11 protein-coding genes are annotated in these 13,709 nt (G+C 43.8%); 5 read left to right on the top strand and 6 right to left on the bottom strand.

The window, feature by feature from the left end:
• Nucleotides 1-18: 18 nt before the first annotated feature.
• Nucleotides 19-2,235 (bottom strand): ABC transporter permease subunit, encoded by a 2,217-nt coding sequence (locus AB4585_RS14745; RefSeq protein WP_372154818.1) that lies wholly within the window; start codon nucleotides 2,233-2,235, stop codon nucleotides 19-21.
• A 200-nt stretch (nucleotides 2,236-2,435) separates the two neighbouring features.
• Between AB4585_RS14745 and ppk1 the strand changes: the two genes are divergently transcribed.
• Nucleotides 2,436-4,532 (top strand): polyphosphate kinase 1, encoded by a 2,097-nt coding sequence (gene ppk1, locus AB4585_RS14740; RefSeq protein ID WP_017066137.1) that lies wholly within the window; start codon nucleotides 2,436-2,438, stop codon nucleotides 4,530-4,532.
• Nucleotides 4,523-6,034 (top strand): exopolyphosphatase, encoded by a 1,512-nt coding sequence (gene ppx / locus AB4585_RS14735; RefSeq protein ID WP_210447367.1) that lies wholly within the window; start codon nucleotides 4,523-4,525, stop codon nucleotides 6,032-6,034. Before ppk1 ends, ppx begins: the two co-directional genes overlap by 10 nt.
• Nucleotides 6,035-6,110: 76 nt before the next feature.
• Here ppx and AB4585_RS14730 read toward each other — a convergent pair whose 3' ends face one another.
• Genes AB4585_RS14730 through phoB form a run of 3 tightly spaced genes read right to left on the bottom strand, consistent with a single transcriptional unit; the run spans nucleotide 6,111 to nucleotide 9,106 of the window.
• Nucleotides 6,111-7,067 carry a PstS family phosphate ABC transporter substrate-binding protein gene (locus tag AB4585_RS14730; protein WP_372154824.1) on the bottom strand — a complete coding sequence of 319 codons (957 nt, stop codon included), beginning with the start codon at nucleotides 7,065-7,067 and terminating at the stop codon, nucleotides 6,111-6,113.
• Between the two features lie 17 nt (nucleotides 7,068-7,084).
• Complete coding sequence (gene phoR, locus AB4585_RS14725; protein ID WP_004740365.1) at nucleotides 7,085-8,383, bottom strand: phosphate regulon sensor histidine kinase PhoR; 1,299 nt, start codon at nucleotides 8,381-8,383, stop codon at nucleotides 7,085-7,087.
• 33 nt (nucleotides 8,384-8,416) lie between these two features.
• Nucleotides 8,417-9,106, bottom strand: a complete 690-nt coding sequence (gene phoB, locus AB4585_RS14720) for a phosphate regulon transcriptional regulator PhoB (protein WP_004735064.1) — start codon at nucleotides 9,104-9,106, stop codon at nucleotides 8,417-8,419.
• 194 nt (nucleotides 9,107-9,300) lie between these two features.
• Between phoB and rdgC the strand changes: the two genes are divergently transcribed.
• The 3 genes from rdgC (at nucleotide 9,301) to AB4585_RS14705 (ending at nucleotide 12,129) form a co-directional block, all read left to right on the top strand.
• The gene (gene rdgC, locus AB4585_RS14715; protein ID WP_017062534.1) at nucleotides 9,301-10,215 is read left to right on the top strand and encodes a recombination-associated protein RdgC; all 915 of its coding nucleotides are present in this window, start codon (nucleotides 9,301-9,303) and stop codon (nucleotides 10,213-10,215) included.
• A gap of 206 nt (nucleotides 10,216-10,421) precedes the next feature.
• Nucleotides 10,422-11,840, top strand: a complete 1,419-nt coding sequence (gene yegQ / locus AB4585_RS14710) for a tRNA 5-hydroxyuridine modification protein YegQ (RefSeq protein ID WP_017062848.1) — start codon at nucleotides 10,422-10,424, stop codon at nucleotides 11,838-11,840.
• Nucleotides 11,841-11,874: 34 nt separating this feature from the next.
• Nucleotides 11,875-12,129 (top strand): YfhL family 4Fe-4S dicluster ferredoxin, encoded by a 255-nt coding sequence (locus AB4585_RS14705; protein WP_004735061.1) that lies wholly within the window; start codon nucleotides 11,875-11,877, stop codon nucleotides 12,127-12,129.
• 42 nt (nucleotides 12,130-12,171) lie between these two features.
• Here the strand turns inward: AB4585_RS14705 and AB4585_RS14700 are convergent, their stop codons facing one another.
• Both AB4585_RS14700 and mepA read right to left on the bottom strand, forming a co-directional pair.
• Nucleotides 12,172-12,480: a hypothetical protein gene (locus tag AB4585_RS14700; RefSeq protein ID WP_372154820.1), complete on the bottom strand. Its 309-nt coding sequence runs from the start codon at nucleotides 12,478-12,480 to the stop codon at nucleotides 12,172-12,174.
• A gap of 273 nt (nucleotides 12,481-12,753) precedes the next feature.
• Nucleotides 12,754-13,593, bottom strand: a complete 840-nt coding sequence (gene mepA / locus AB4585_RS14695; protein WP_017062537.1) for a penicillin-insensitive murein endopeptidase — start codon at nucleotides 13,591-13,593, stop codon at nucleotides 12,754-12,756.
• Between the last annotated feature and the right edge of the window lie 116 nt (nucleotides 13,594-13,709).

Here is a 13,709-nt window from a genome sequence, read left to right as displayed (position 1 = left end):
TGAGGCAAACCTTTAAAACTACAGCGCACGATATTTATCTCTCAGTCTTTGTCTAACCCACTCAGCAACTGAGTTCACCGCGAATGTAAAGATAAACAGCAAGAGTGCAGCCAAGAACAGCAAGCGGAAATGAGAACCACCCACTTCTGATTCTGGCAGCTCAACAGCAATCGTTGCCGATAAAGTTCTCATCCCTTCCAAAACATTCCAGTCAAGAATTGGGGTGTTACCTGTCGCCATCAAGACGATCATGGTTTCACCAACTGCTCGCCCTAGGCCCATCATAACCGCAGAAAAGATACCTGGACTCGCCGTCAATAGCACCACATAAATAAGCGTCTGCCACGCCGTCGCACCCAACGCTAATGACCCATCAGACAAATGTTTAGGTACAGAGAAAATAGCATCTTCAGCAATAGTGAAAATCGTTGGGATGACCGCAAAGCCCATAGCAAAACCAACCACTAGCGCATTGCGTTGGTCAAAGTCGATACCATAGCTAGCCAAGAAGGTACGAATATCACCACCAAATAACAAGGCTTCAATGTTGTTTCCACCAGCAAACACCGCAACCACTGTAATCACCAATACCGGAATCAATATCAGAGCATGCCAACCGTTAGAGAAGCGACCCGTTACCCTCTTCGGTAAACAGAACCAAACAAGTCCAGTCAACAGTGTGCTCAGTGGTAATAGCATCATTAATGAGAAGACAGCCGTTAAATGTGTTTCAACGATTGGAGCAAACCAAAGCCCAGCCAAAAATCCGATGATCACGGTTGGAAGAGCTTCCATCAGCTCTATCGAAGGCTTCACCACTCTTCGCATGCGTGGAGACATAAAATAAGCGGTGTAAATAGCTCCGAGCACAGCAACCGGCACGGCAAACATCATCGCAAACAGAGCGGCTTTGATAGTACCGAATGTGATAGGTACTAAACTGAATTTCTCTTCAAAGTCATCATTCGCCGATGTTGATTGCCAAACGTATTGCGGCTCAGGGTAACTTTCATACCAGACCTTTTGCCAAAGCGAGGAGAATGAGATTTGTGGGTATTCATTGTCGACTTTAGCCACACTGATGATGCCATCAATCAACGTTGCCAGATGCAGTTCATTGGCAGACATAGCGGCTAGTTGTGGTGATTTATCAAATGCGCGTTCAAACAACGACAGCTTTTCACTGGTCGTATAGTGGCTTTGTAATGTGCCGTTCTTATAGAAGCTATAAAAACCCTTTCTATAAGTATCAGGAAGAATAAATTGCACTTGTTCAGCAAGTTGGAAGTCTCGAATATGGGTCAGGCTACGCTTTTCATCTTTGAGTACATCGAACCATTGAGAAACCTGTCCGTCCTCATGCGTAACCAACAACGAGTATGCGCCAGACAATAAATCGATGCTTTTCACGGAATGCTTCGCATCATTTAAGCTAAGATCAATCACTTCACGAACATCAAAACCGTTATCTGATAGTTTCAAAACAACCAAATCCGATTGTGCTCGTAGGTATAAGGTTTGCCCATCAGGTGTGACAAGCAGTTGCTGCTGCAAGCCCAACTTATCCGATAGCCATTGGCTCTTCTGAAAAACATACTGACCAGTAAGGTCACTCTGATACCACTTAACCAAGACTCGTTGGTCACTTAACTGCGCGGCAACCGTAATCCCACGTCCATTTTTAGAGAATGCGAATTTGTCGATCGTCGCCCCATTTGAGGGTTCATCATTTAAAAACGATTCAGGGAGAGTGATTTGCTCAATTTTAGGTTCGGCTTCGCTGCCCTTTTTCAGCACAGGCGCACTATACTCAGGATAGAAAAAAGTAAGATTGCTTGCGCTGTCGGCAAAGGCAAACCAGTTTTCAGATGGGGTGTTTCGAGAAAAGGCGATGGGGTTGGCTACAACATCACGCTCAAAGTAAGAGTGTGTATTTTGAGACTCTAAATCCCAAAACTGTACCAAACCAGATTTTTCGATAGTAAATGCATGCTGACCGTATTCATCAACCGATAAGACGATAGGTTTTTCTACGGCAACGGTCTTTACAGCTTGGTCTGTCTCTAAACCAGTATCAGAAAATACCGGTAAAATGACCATCGCCAAGTAAACAAAGATCAATACTAGGGCAGCTAGAACACTGACCGCGCCACATGTCACCGAAAAACGGACGAGACGATCTTTCAACCATCTTTTTTTGTCGCGCTCTTTCAATGAAAATTGGGCTGATGCCATCTGTTTATCTACCTTTTTTTAGCTACTGACATAATATGTACGTTAGATGACAATTATATTACAAGTTACGTTAAACAACTGAAACTAATAACAAGTTTGTTAGCCATATTTCTTAAAGTAAGATCATAGATTTTGTGAATTTTGCCATTCTAATTTAAAGTAATCAGCTCTATAGCCAGTACTCAAGGATTCTCATCTCGATGGAAAAAGACTATGTCACAAAAGAACTTAGCTGGTTATCCTTCAACGAAAGAGTGCTCCAAGAAGCGGCAGATAAGTCAGTCCCCTTAATCGAAAGAGTTCGTTTTTTAGGTATTTACTCGAAAAACCTCGATGAGTTTTACAAAGTCCGATTTGCTGATGTGAAGCGAAAGATCTTACTTCAAGATCCACAGCTAACCTCCAACTCGCCGAAAAGCCTACTGACTAAAATGCAGAGCAAAGCAAGCAAGCTCGATGCTCAATTCCATGAACTGTATAACGACTTGCTATTGGAATTGGTACGCAATCGTATTTTTCTGGTCAACGAACAACAAATCAGCGAAGAACAAAGTGGCTGGATAAAAAAGTACTTTAAGAAAAAAGTGCTGCCACACTTAACTCCGATTCTCTTGAACGAAGATAGCCAGTTACTTAATATTCTCAAAGATGAACAAAGTTACTTAGCCATCGACATCGAGCGTGATGCATCATCTCAATATGTCTTACTCGAAATCCCATCAGAAGCACTCCCTCGATTTGTTAAGTTACCGGAAACTTCGGGTTCGCAGCGTACAACTTTGATCTTGTTAGATAATATAGTTCGATTTTGTTTGGATGACTTACTTAAAGGATTCTTTGAGTATGACTCATTGCGTTGTTTTGCGATAAAAATGACACGTGATGCCGATTATGATCTGCAAGAGGACAATGAAAATAACCTATTAGAATCGATGTCTTTAGGTTTAGAACAGCGCTTAACGGCACTGCCGATACGTCTGATCTATGAATCTGAAATGCCAACTGAAATGCTCAACTTCTTACAAGTCAGACTTAAACTGTCTGACTATGACAGTGTCATCGCAGGTGGTCGCTATCATAACTTCAAACATTTCTCTGAGTTCCCAAGCCTTAACCGACGTGATTTAGTTAATCGTCCTCTACCCGCGATTAAGTGCGCGCATTTCAGCCATTACCCAAACTATTTCGAAGCGATCAAAGCTCGCGACATCTTACTGCATTATCCTTATCACACCTTTAGTCACATCACTGAACTGGTTAGGCAGGCTTCCTTTGACCCGAAGGTAACCTCCATCAAAATAAACGTTTACCGTGTTGCGGAAGGCTCAAAACTCCTCAGCTCGATCATCGATGCGGCGCACAATGGCAAAAAGGTCACTGTGGTTGTCGAGCTGCAAGCACGCTTTGATGAGCAAGCCAACATTCAATGGACCAAGAAACTTCAAGAAGCGGGTGTAAAAGTCATCCATGGCATCCCAAGTTTGAAGATCCATTCCAAGTTGCTGCTCATCAAACGAAAAGAAGGCAAGCATACCGAGCATTATGCCCATATTGGCACTGGCAACTTCCATGAAGTTACAGCGCGCGTGTATACCGATTTTTCTCTGCTCACTGCGAATGAAGATTTGACTCAAGAGGTGAGACAAGTCTTTAAGTATATTGAAAACCCTTATCAAAAGTCCCAGTTCAAGCAACTGATTGTGTCACCAAAGAATACTAGAAAACGTCTGTACCAATTGATAGATAATGAAATACAAAACGCGATAGAAGGTAAACCTGCAAGCATCACTCTAAAACTCAACAACTTGGTCGATCGAGAGATCATTGAAAAGCTCTATCAGGCTAGCCAAGCCAATGTAAAAGTCAGAATGGTCATTCGCGGCATGTGCTCTCTTGTCCCTGGCATACCCAACATCAGTGATCATATTGAGATAGTCAGTGTGGTCGATCGTTTCCTCGAACATCCGAGAGTGATGATATTTGGTAACGCTGGAAAGCCGAAGGTCTATATATCTTCCGCTGACTGGATGACACGAAATTTTGATCACCGCATCGAAGTTGCAGCTCCAATTTTAGATCCAAAGATCAAGCAAACCATTATCGATATCACCGAGTTTCATTTCGATGACAGCAACAAAGCTCGAGTGCTAGACCAAGCGATGAGCAACTCTTACACACAACCACCAGCAAACCTACTTGATTACCCGACGTCACAACTCTCCACTTACCACTATATTAAACGTATGGAGAAACTTGCTCGCAAGAAGTACAAACAAGAGAAGAAATCATGCCGCTAATTGATAACAAACATTCTCGATGTATTGCCGCTATCGACTTGGGTTCGAACAGCTTTCACATGGTGGTTGCCCGAGTATTCGATCAACACCTGCAATTAGTCAGCAGACACAAACAGAAAGTGAGATTAGGTGATGGATTGGATGAACGTAACGTCCTATCTGAAAGCGCTATCGAGCGAGGCCTAGAATGCCTCAAGGTGTTCGCAGAACGACTGGCGGATTTTGAGCTTGATGATGTCAGAGTTGTTGCGACTCATACCCTAAGAAAAGCCAAAAACGCTAAAGACTTCTTAGAGCAAGCCAAGCCACTGTTTCCTTTTCCAATAGAGATCATTTCCGGTCAAGAAGAAGCTCGAATAATCTATAACGGAGCAGAACACACTCAAACCGCTTCTGAATCTAAGTTGGTTATTGATATCGGTGGAGGGAGTACGGAACTCGTCGCCGGACAAGGCTTTACTCCTCTAATTATGCGCAGTTTACCGATGGGATGCGTCAACTTCACTCAACGTTTCTTTGCTGACGAAGGGCTAACTTCACGACACTTCTCAGATGCTTATACCGCAGCTACTCGTCTATTGATGCCATTGATTGAAGAATACACAAAAGCCCCTTGGGAAATCGCTTTTGGCTCATCTGGTACCACGAAATCAATAAAAGAAGTACTCATTGGCTTAGGGTTCACCGATGGTCTCATTACGCCCCAACGCCTGTCCTATTTAAAGAATCACTTATGTGAGTTTTCATCATCCAACACCGTAAATCTTTCAGGCTTAAGTGATGAGAGAAAGCCTGTGTTTGCTGCAGGCGTCACCATTCTTTCAGCAGCAATGGATACGCTAGACATCAAGGAGTTACATTTTTCTGATGGTGCCCTGAGAGAAGGCGTTCTTTATGACATGGAGGATAGGTTTAAAGATATTGATATTCGAACAAGAACTGCCGAAACGCTCGTCTCTCGATACCATGTAGACGTAACTCATGGCGAGAAAGTGAAAGTGCTCGCTCTTTCATTGCTGAAACAAGTACAGCCTCAAGTGACAACTGCGGTCACTAATGAGCTGTATGATCTGCTTGGTTGGGCTGCAGTACTTCATGAGGTAGGACAAAGCATTGCATTCCAAGGCTATCACCGCCATTCGGCTTATCTGCTTAAGCATACGACAATGCCAGGCTTTAATACTGAGCAACAACGCCTTATATCAGCATTGGTTCGCTATCAAAGAAAAGCGCTCAAACTACAAGATTTGCCGGAACTTTCTCTGTTTACTCAGCAACAAGTCACCCTGCTGATTCGTATATTGAGACTCGCTATCTTACTCAACCGTCAGCGAAATCAAGCACTGGCCCCAGACGTGACTCTAACGATTGAACAACAGGATAACTGGGAATTGAAAGGAACTAACAGCGATTGGTTGGCCCAAAACCAACTGCTTGATTATGAGCTCAGAGAAGAGCAACAACGTTGGAAAAATGCAGAATGGTCGTTGCAGCTAAAATAACGAACAGTCAAAATAAAAACAGCTTGCGACGCGCAAGCTGTTCATACGTTTTTTTCTAAGTTTGTCGTAGCCTGAATTAGAGCCCGACTTTTGCCAATTCTTGCTCTGCGAACTCAGACGGTATCGCTAAATAGCCATCTTTCTCTACAAGTTCTTGTCCTTGCTTTGAGAACACAAAAGTGAGGAACTCTCTTTCAACGGGAGAAAGCGGTTTATCTGGGTGTTTGTTCACGTATACGTAAAGAAAGCGTGATAGAGGGTAATCACCGCTCAAGATATTCGCTCGAGTCGGCTCTACATAATCAGAACCATGCTCAGCAATAGGAATTAACTTAACGCCAGCGACACGATAGCCAATACCTGAGTAACCTATGCCGCTGATTGATGATGCGACCGACTGTACAACCGATGCAGAACCTGGCTGCTCATTGACTCGGTTCTTAAAGTCACCACCACATAGTGCGTTTTGTTTGAAATAGCCATAGGTTCCCGAAACGGAATTGCGCCCAAACAACTGGAATCGATGCTTCGCCCAAGGTTGGTCGACGCCTAGATCTTGCCAATCGTTCAGCGGTTTTGTCGCACCACAGCGTAATGTCTCTGAAAAGATGCCATCAATCTGACGAAAGTTGAGCCCCTCAATAGGGTTATCGCGGTGCACAAAAAGCCCAATCGCATCGATCGCCACTCGCAGTGCTGTCGGTTTATAACCATGTTCTCTTTCAAACGCTTCAATTTCTCGCAAGCGCATCGGGCGACTCATTGGTCCCAGATGAGCAGTCCCTTCCGTCAATGCAGGAGGCGCAGTAGAAGAGCCCGATGCTTGGACCTGAGCGTTCACATTCGGGTAGTAGGATTTAAACTCCTCTACCCACAATGTCGTCATCCCAGCCAAAGTATCAGACCCGACCGATAACAAGCTTCCAGAGATACCAGGAACTTTGGAATAATCAGGCAATGACTCAACACTCTGCTCAGCGAAGCTTGGACACGCCAATACCATCGCTAACAGTGAACCAATTGGCAAACGCATCCTGCGTATTAAGTCACTCATGACACAGTCAATCGGTTTGGCAACGTGAAATGGAAACGACTGCCGACGCCCACTTCACTTTGAATTTCGAGATGTGAATCGTGGTGGCTAAGCGCATGCTTTACAATCGCTAATCCAAGACCACTACCACCGGTATCACGAGAGCGGGCTTTATCTACACGATAGAAGCGCTCTGTGAGTCGATGTAAGTGTTGAGGCTCAATACCATCACCAGTATCTGACACATCTAAGCACGCGCCTTGGCTGGTTTGATACCAACGCACTTTGACCGTTGCACCTGCGGGTGTGTATTTAACCGCGTTATAAACCAAATTCGATATCGCACTTCTCAATTGGTCTTCATCGGCAAGAACTCGTAGGCTCTTATCGATATCAAACTCAAGCTTATGTTCGCGCTCACCGCTAAGGCTCGCCGCTTCTTTCTCAAGAACCTCAAGCATCGCCGGAACGTTGACCACTTCATCCAACTCATGCATTGGCGCCGCTTCAATTTTCGAAAGCGTGAGTAGTTGATTAACCAAACTGTTCATTCGATTGAGCTGCTCAGTCATTACGCCATGCGCCTTGGTCCACATTGGGCCAACGATCATGTCTGGATCTTCGGTCATTTCAAGGTAACCTTGAAGGACGGTCATCGGCGTACGCAATTCATGAGAAACGTTAGCGAAGAAGTTACGGCGCATGCCTTCTAACTGCTTAAGCTGGGTCACATCACGTACCACCATCAGGTGTTCACCCTCGGTATACGGCACAATACGCAGCTCGAGCATACGCTCCACATTCAATGGAGAAGGCATCTCTAATGGCTCAGAGAAATCTTGCTTATTAAGGTACTTAATAAAATCTGGAGTACGAATCAAATTCGAGATCGGTTGACCTGAATCATCTGGCCAACGAAAGCCCAGCAAATACTGAGCTAGCTTGTTACACCAAACGATATTGCCTTCACCGCGAAATACCACAACGGCATCGGGAAGCGATTCTGCACCGTTACGGAAACGGCGGATAAGGTTAGTCAGTTCTTTGCGTTTGCGACGCTGTCTCTGCTGCATACGATAAATACCGTTAAACAGAGATTCCCAGTTCCCAGAGCCTGAAGGTGGAGTTAGACGCTTCTCATCCCACAGCCATGCGGACAAACGCATTTGGTTGTGTAGATGCCAGCCGAGCTGCAATACCGTAGCAGCCAGCAGCAACCAAGGTAGGTAACCGAATATCCATCCGACTAAAACCCATGGTGCGTAAAAAAAAGCCAGCTCCCAAGCCAGCTTTTTCCAGGTTAACTTTTCAACCATTCAGGACTCCGTAAACTGGGCAGCGAAGCCACATTAAGCCTTTGTAGAAAAACGGTAGCCAGCGCCACGAACCGTTTGGATTAGCTTATCGTGACCTGCAGACTCAAGCGCTTTACGCAGGCGTCGAATATGTACATCAACCGTTCGGTCTTCAACGTAAACATTGGTACCCCAAACGTTGTTAAGCAGCTGCTCTCGGCTGTACACACGCTCTTGGTGAGTCATAAAGAAATGCAGCATTTTGAACTCTGTTGGTCCCATATCAACTGGACCTTCGCTTGCGGTAACACGATGAGATACTGGGTCTAGCTTAAGACCTTGTACATCAATCACATCTTCTAGTGCAGTAGGCGTTACACGGCGGATAACCGCTTTCAGGCGAGCAACGAGCTCTTTGGGTGAAAATGGCTTGGTGATGTAATCATCAGCACCCACTTCTAAACCACGCACCTTATCTTCTTCTTCGCCACGAGCCGTTAGCATCACCACTGGGATGTTGCGAGTTAACTCTTCACGCTTCATGTGCTTGATAAAGTTTATCCCGCTACCACCAGGTAGCATCCAATCTAGTAATACTAGATCTGGGAAAGGTTCACATAGCTTGTTTACCGCTGTATCGTAATCTTCAGCCTCTACTGCTTGGTAGCCTTTTTGTTCAAGCACGAAGCACAGCATCTCACGAATAGGTGCTTCATCTTCAACGACCAGAATCCTTCTCGACATAATTGAATAGCCTTTGTATTTAATCAACGCATTGCATTATCTGAGTTAATTATGACACTTTTGTGACCTTTGAAAACAAATTTTCATATAACTGTCTCAAACATTTCACTTTATAACTTTTGATACAGAGCTAGGGACAAATCGAATTAGATCTCATATCATGAAGCACTTCTAAAAAGGTATGAGAAAAATTTATGTGGTTTAAAAATTGCCTAGTCTATCGCTTCAACCGTGATATTGATTTCAACGCAGATCAGCTAGAGAAACAACTTGAAGAATTCCGCTTTACTCCTTGTGGTAGCCAAGACAAACAGAAGTTTGGTTGGGTACACGCAATGGGTAGACATGGCGATATGATGACGCACGTATCAGAAAACCGCATTCTTATCTGTGCAAAGAAAGAAGAGAAAATGCTACCCGCTTCTGTGATCAAAGAATCATTGAACGCAAAAGTAGAAACGCTTGAGGCAGAGTCTGGTACCCCTCTGAAAAAGAAAGAGAAAGACAGCCTAAAAGAAGACATCATCATTGATCTACTTCCTCGAGCATTCAGCCGCAGCAACTTCACTTACGCGCTGATCATGCCAAAAGAAGGTTTCATTGTGGTTGATGCGAGCAGCTACAAAAAAGCAGAAGATGTATTAGCATTGCTACGTAAGACAATGGGTAGCCTGCCAGTAGTGCCAGCTATCCCAGAGCAAGCGATCGAAACGACTCTTACAGAATGGGTGAAATCAGGTGATACGCCACAAGGCATCACTATGCTTGATGAAGCAGAACTAAAATCTATTCAAGAAGACGGCGGTATTGTTCGAGTTAAGAAACAAGAACTAGAAGCTGATGAGATTAAAAACCACATCGAAGCCAATAAGATGGTGACGAAACTTCTTATCAACTGGCAAGACCGTATTGAATTCATTCTTGCAGAAGATGGCAGCATCAAACGCCTAAAATTCAGTGATGAGCTCAAAGACGAAAACGACGATATTCCTCGTGAAGATCAAGCTGCGCGTTTTGATGCGGACTTCTCTCTACTTTGTGGTGAGTTCAGTGTTTTCCTTCCAAACCTATTTGAATCATTAGGCGGGTTAACTCAACCTAACGCTTAATCAGTCAAACTATAGGCTCAGGTGCTAACGGTATCTGAGCTTATTTCTCACTAAGTTCTCACTTATATCTGCCTCTAGACCCTCTTGTTAATGTCATTGCTATCTTTAGGGCTATCAACCAAACTCATTTTAGCGTAAAATTTGCGCCCCTTTGATATCACTTGGTGGTATCAACCTGACTTGAGATCAGATTAGAGAACGAAGCAATGACTACACAAAAACCATTTGTACCTGAACTATTATCACCGGCAGGAAGCCTCAAAAACATGCGTTACGCATTCGCCTACGGCGCAGATGCAGTATACGCAGGCCAGCCACGTTACAGCCTTCGTGTTCGTAACAACGAGTTCAATCACGAAAACCTACAAATCGGTATCGATGAAGCTCATGCTCAAGGCAAAAAGTTATATGTTGTATGTAACATTCAGCCGCACAACTCTAAATTAAAAACATTCATTCGCGACCTCAAACCAGTTGTAGACATGGGCCCTGACGCGCTTATCATGTCAGATCCTGGTCTTATCATGATGGTTCGTGAAGCATTCCCTGAAATGCCAATCCATCTTTCTGTTCAAGCAAACGCAGTAAACTGGGCGACCGTTAAGTTCTGGTCAACTCAAGGCGTTGAGCGTGTGATCTTATCTCGTGAGCTATCGCTTGAAGAGATCGAAGAGATTCGCGAACACTGCCCAGAAACAGAGCTAGAGATCTTTGTTCACGGAGCTCTTTGCATGGCTTACTCAGGCCGTTGTCTGCTTTCTGGTTACATGAACAAGCGCGATCCAAACCAAGGTACTTGCACCAACGCTTGCCGCTGGGAATACAAAACAGAAGCAGCGAAAGAAGACGAAAACGGTCAGATCGTTGAAGCAAACCCTACTGGTGTTGCTATTCAAGAAGTAGAAACGCAAGACATTGAAGTTCAAGATGAGCGTCCAGACAACACACTAGGCCTTGGTAAACCAACAGACGAAGTGGTTCTGCTTTCTGAATCACACAAGCCAGAAGAGAAAATGGCAGCGTTTGAAGATGAGCATGGTACTTACATCATGAACTCAAAAGACCTTCGTGCAATCCAACACGTTGAGCGCCTAACGAAGATGGGTGTTCACTCTCTGAAGATTGAAGGTCGTACTAAGTCTTTCTACTACTGTGCACGTACTGCTCAGGTTTACCGTAAAGCTATTGACGATGCAGTGGCAGGCAAACCATTCGATGAAAGCCTAATGGGTACACTAGAGAGCCTAGCTCACCGTGGTTACACTGAAGGCTTCTTACGTCGCCATACACACGATACATACCAAAACTACGAGTACGGTTACTCTATCTCTGACACTCAACAGTTTGTTGGTGAGTTCACAGGTAAGCGCCGTGGTGACCTAGCGGAAGTAGAAGTGAAGAACAAGTTCCTAGTAGGCGACAGCTTAGAAATGATGACACCGAAAGGTAACGTTGTTTTCAAACTAGAAGTTATGGAAAACCGCAAATCTGAAGCGGTCGACGATGCGAAAGGTAACGGTCACTTTGTATTTATTCCTGTACCAGCAGATCTAGATCTAGAGTACGGCTTGCTGATGCGTAACTTGAGCGAAGGCCAAGATACACGTAACGCATCAGGCAAATAATTTTTACTTAAGCGACTTACTTGAGAAGAAAATAATGGCTCTGTTAATTACTGACAAGTGCATAAACTGCGATATGTGTGATCCTGAATGCCCAAATGGTGCAATCACTATGGGCGACAGCATCTTCGAGATCGATCCTGATTTATGTACAGAGTGTAAAGGTCACTATGAAAAGCCAACATGCCAGTCAGTGTGTCCGATTACAAAATGCATCATCACTGACCCAAACCATATTGAAACTGATGACGAGCTACTTGAGAAGTTTGTTATCATTCAAGGCTTGACCTAAAAGAAGAAAGGTTCAACTTAACCATAAGTTGAACCTTTTTTTTCATCCTGATTTTCCGATTGTATAAATATTGCAGAAGAGCTCTTTTTCAAATTGATATTCGAGTCGTTCTCGCCAGTTTATTGATTGAGCTATAGGAACAAGATAAAAGTTTTCCCTGCTGGTATCGGTCACAAATGCCATTCCATACTGCATCAATTCATAGTGAACATCATTTACGAAACTAGGGTCTAAACGTTGTCTGCCTGTTAGCTGATTGATGTCATCTCTTGAAATTGAAATACCCGAGCTTTCAGCGTTGAACCTATGTCTTAACCATTCTGAAAATTCCTTCGCACAAATCATAGTCATAGTCTTATCCTTGAATTATCTATCGACGGGTATCAGACTCTGATTTCGCATACTGCATATAAGCCGCATCTTTCACCCCAAAACACTCAATCCCTGACCAAACCTTGTCAAATTCGCCATCGCCCTTGCTGATACCGTTATTGCTTTTATTAATATCAAACGATGTTCTTAATCTCGTGTTTATAAACTCTAGACAAAAGTGTGATATTTCTCCAGTTTTAGAGTCGAAAAAACCAGTGGCAGTACCACTGTAAAAAGCCTCGATGAACAGGATTACTTATTCGATATCAAGGCCAAACACTGACTTGGCATCACTTTAACTTTTTTCTTTTTCTTAGTTTTCGCTACTTTTTTAGGAGGTGGAACTGGAACAGTCTTTGGAGCCCAACTTGCAAGTTCATCTCCACAACCGTCACCTTTAGGAGGGCTCGCTTGAGCTATGCAGTTTGAACTGCCTTCAGGACACTTTAAACGAACGTGGAAGTGGGAGTGGTGTCCCCACCAAGGTCTTATTTTGCCTAACCAAGCTCTATCATTAGCGTCAGAGTTTTCTTGTTCACAAAGGGTTTGCTTGATCACTGGATGAACAAAAATACGCACCACTTTTTCATCTTTCGCCGCATAACGAATAACTTGAAAATGATCATCGGTCCAATTCGATTCACGCAATTTGTAGTTGGTAAGATCCACAACGCTCACAGGTTTAGGCACAGCTAATTCGTTCTCTGACAACCTCTTACTGGTTAACCTTAGCCATATATCAATATCTAACCCTGTTTGATGACTTGAATGACCTGAAGAAAAGCGCCCTCCTCTGGGAAGAGAAATATCACCGATCAATAAATTAGTATTGAGCTTCTCGCTGGTCGTGACTCCTAACCTCTCAATAAACTTTATAGCTTCTGTATGGCCATAGTAGCGCTCTCTTTGAGGGCGAATGATCTGATACCCCAAACCATTAATAGGCAAAGCCTGCGCGCCGTCTAGACAGCCATTGGCATAGCTTCCAATTGATGAGGGTGAATTTCTAGTAGGGTGACTCTCTTTTTCCCACGAAGTTGCTGATAGAGAAAATGAACAAAAGAATACAACCAGTGCAAAAAAGAACCTCATAATAATCCCAAATTACTGACGCTTACTCATTATATTAGTCGCCATTTAGGATTAGGTGCATATCGTACTTAAGTTTTTGGTGGTAGCTAGTGAATTATACCAATTAAAGTAAAAAT

The sequence above is a fragment of the Vibrio sp. 10N.222.49.C9 genome (genome assembly GCF_041474985.1).
GTDB lineage: Bacteria > Pseudomonadota > Gammaproteobacteria > Enterobacterales > Vibrionaceae > Vibrio > Vibrio crassostreae_C.
Note: the sequence above shows the minus strand (reverse complement) of the source record. Positions and strands in the feature narration are given on the sequence as shown.

Coding starts and splice junctions, on each gene's coding strand:
- AB4585_RS14745 (WP_372154818.1), bottom strand. CDS start 2,235: ATGGCATCAGCCCAATTTTCATTGAAAGAGCGCGACAAAAAAAGATGG.
- ppk1 (WP_017066137.1), top strand. CDS start 2,436: ATGGAAAAAGACTATGTCACAAAAGAACTTAGCTGGTTATCCTTCAAC.
- ppx (WP_210447367.1), top strand. CDS start 4,523: ATGCCGCTAATTGATAACAAACATTCTCGATGTATTGCCGCTATCGAC.
- AB4585_RS14730 (WP_372154824.1), bottom strand. CDS start 7,067: ATGCGTTTGCCAATTGGTTCACTGTTAGCGATGGTATTGGCGTGTCCA.
- phoR (WP_004740365.1), bottom strand. CDS start 8,383: ATGGTTGAAAAGTTAACCTGGAAAAAGCTGGCTTGGGAGCTGGCTTTT.
- phoB (WP_004735064.1), bottom strand. CDS start 9,106: ATGTCGAGAAGGATTCTGGTCGTTGAAGATGAAGCACCTATTCGTGAG.
- rdgC (WP_017062534.1), top strand. CDS start 9,301: ATGTGGTTTAAAAATTGCCTAGTCTATCGCTTCAACCGTGATATTGAT.
- yegQ (WP_017062848.1), top strand. CDS start 10,422: ATGACTACACAAAAACCATTTGTACCTGAACTATTATCACCGGCAGGA.
- AB4585_RS14705 (WP_004735061.1), top strand. CDS start 11,875: ATGGCTCTGTTAATTACTGACAAGTGCATAAACTGCGATATGTGTGAT.
- AB4585_RS14700 (WP_372154820.1), bottom strand. CDS start 12,480: ATGACTATGATTTGTGCGAAGGAATTTTCAGAATGGTTAAGACATAGG.
- mepA (WP_017062537.1), bottom strand. CDS start 13,593: ATGAGGTTCTTTTTTGCACTGGTTGTATTCTTTTGTTCATTTTCTCTA.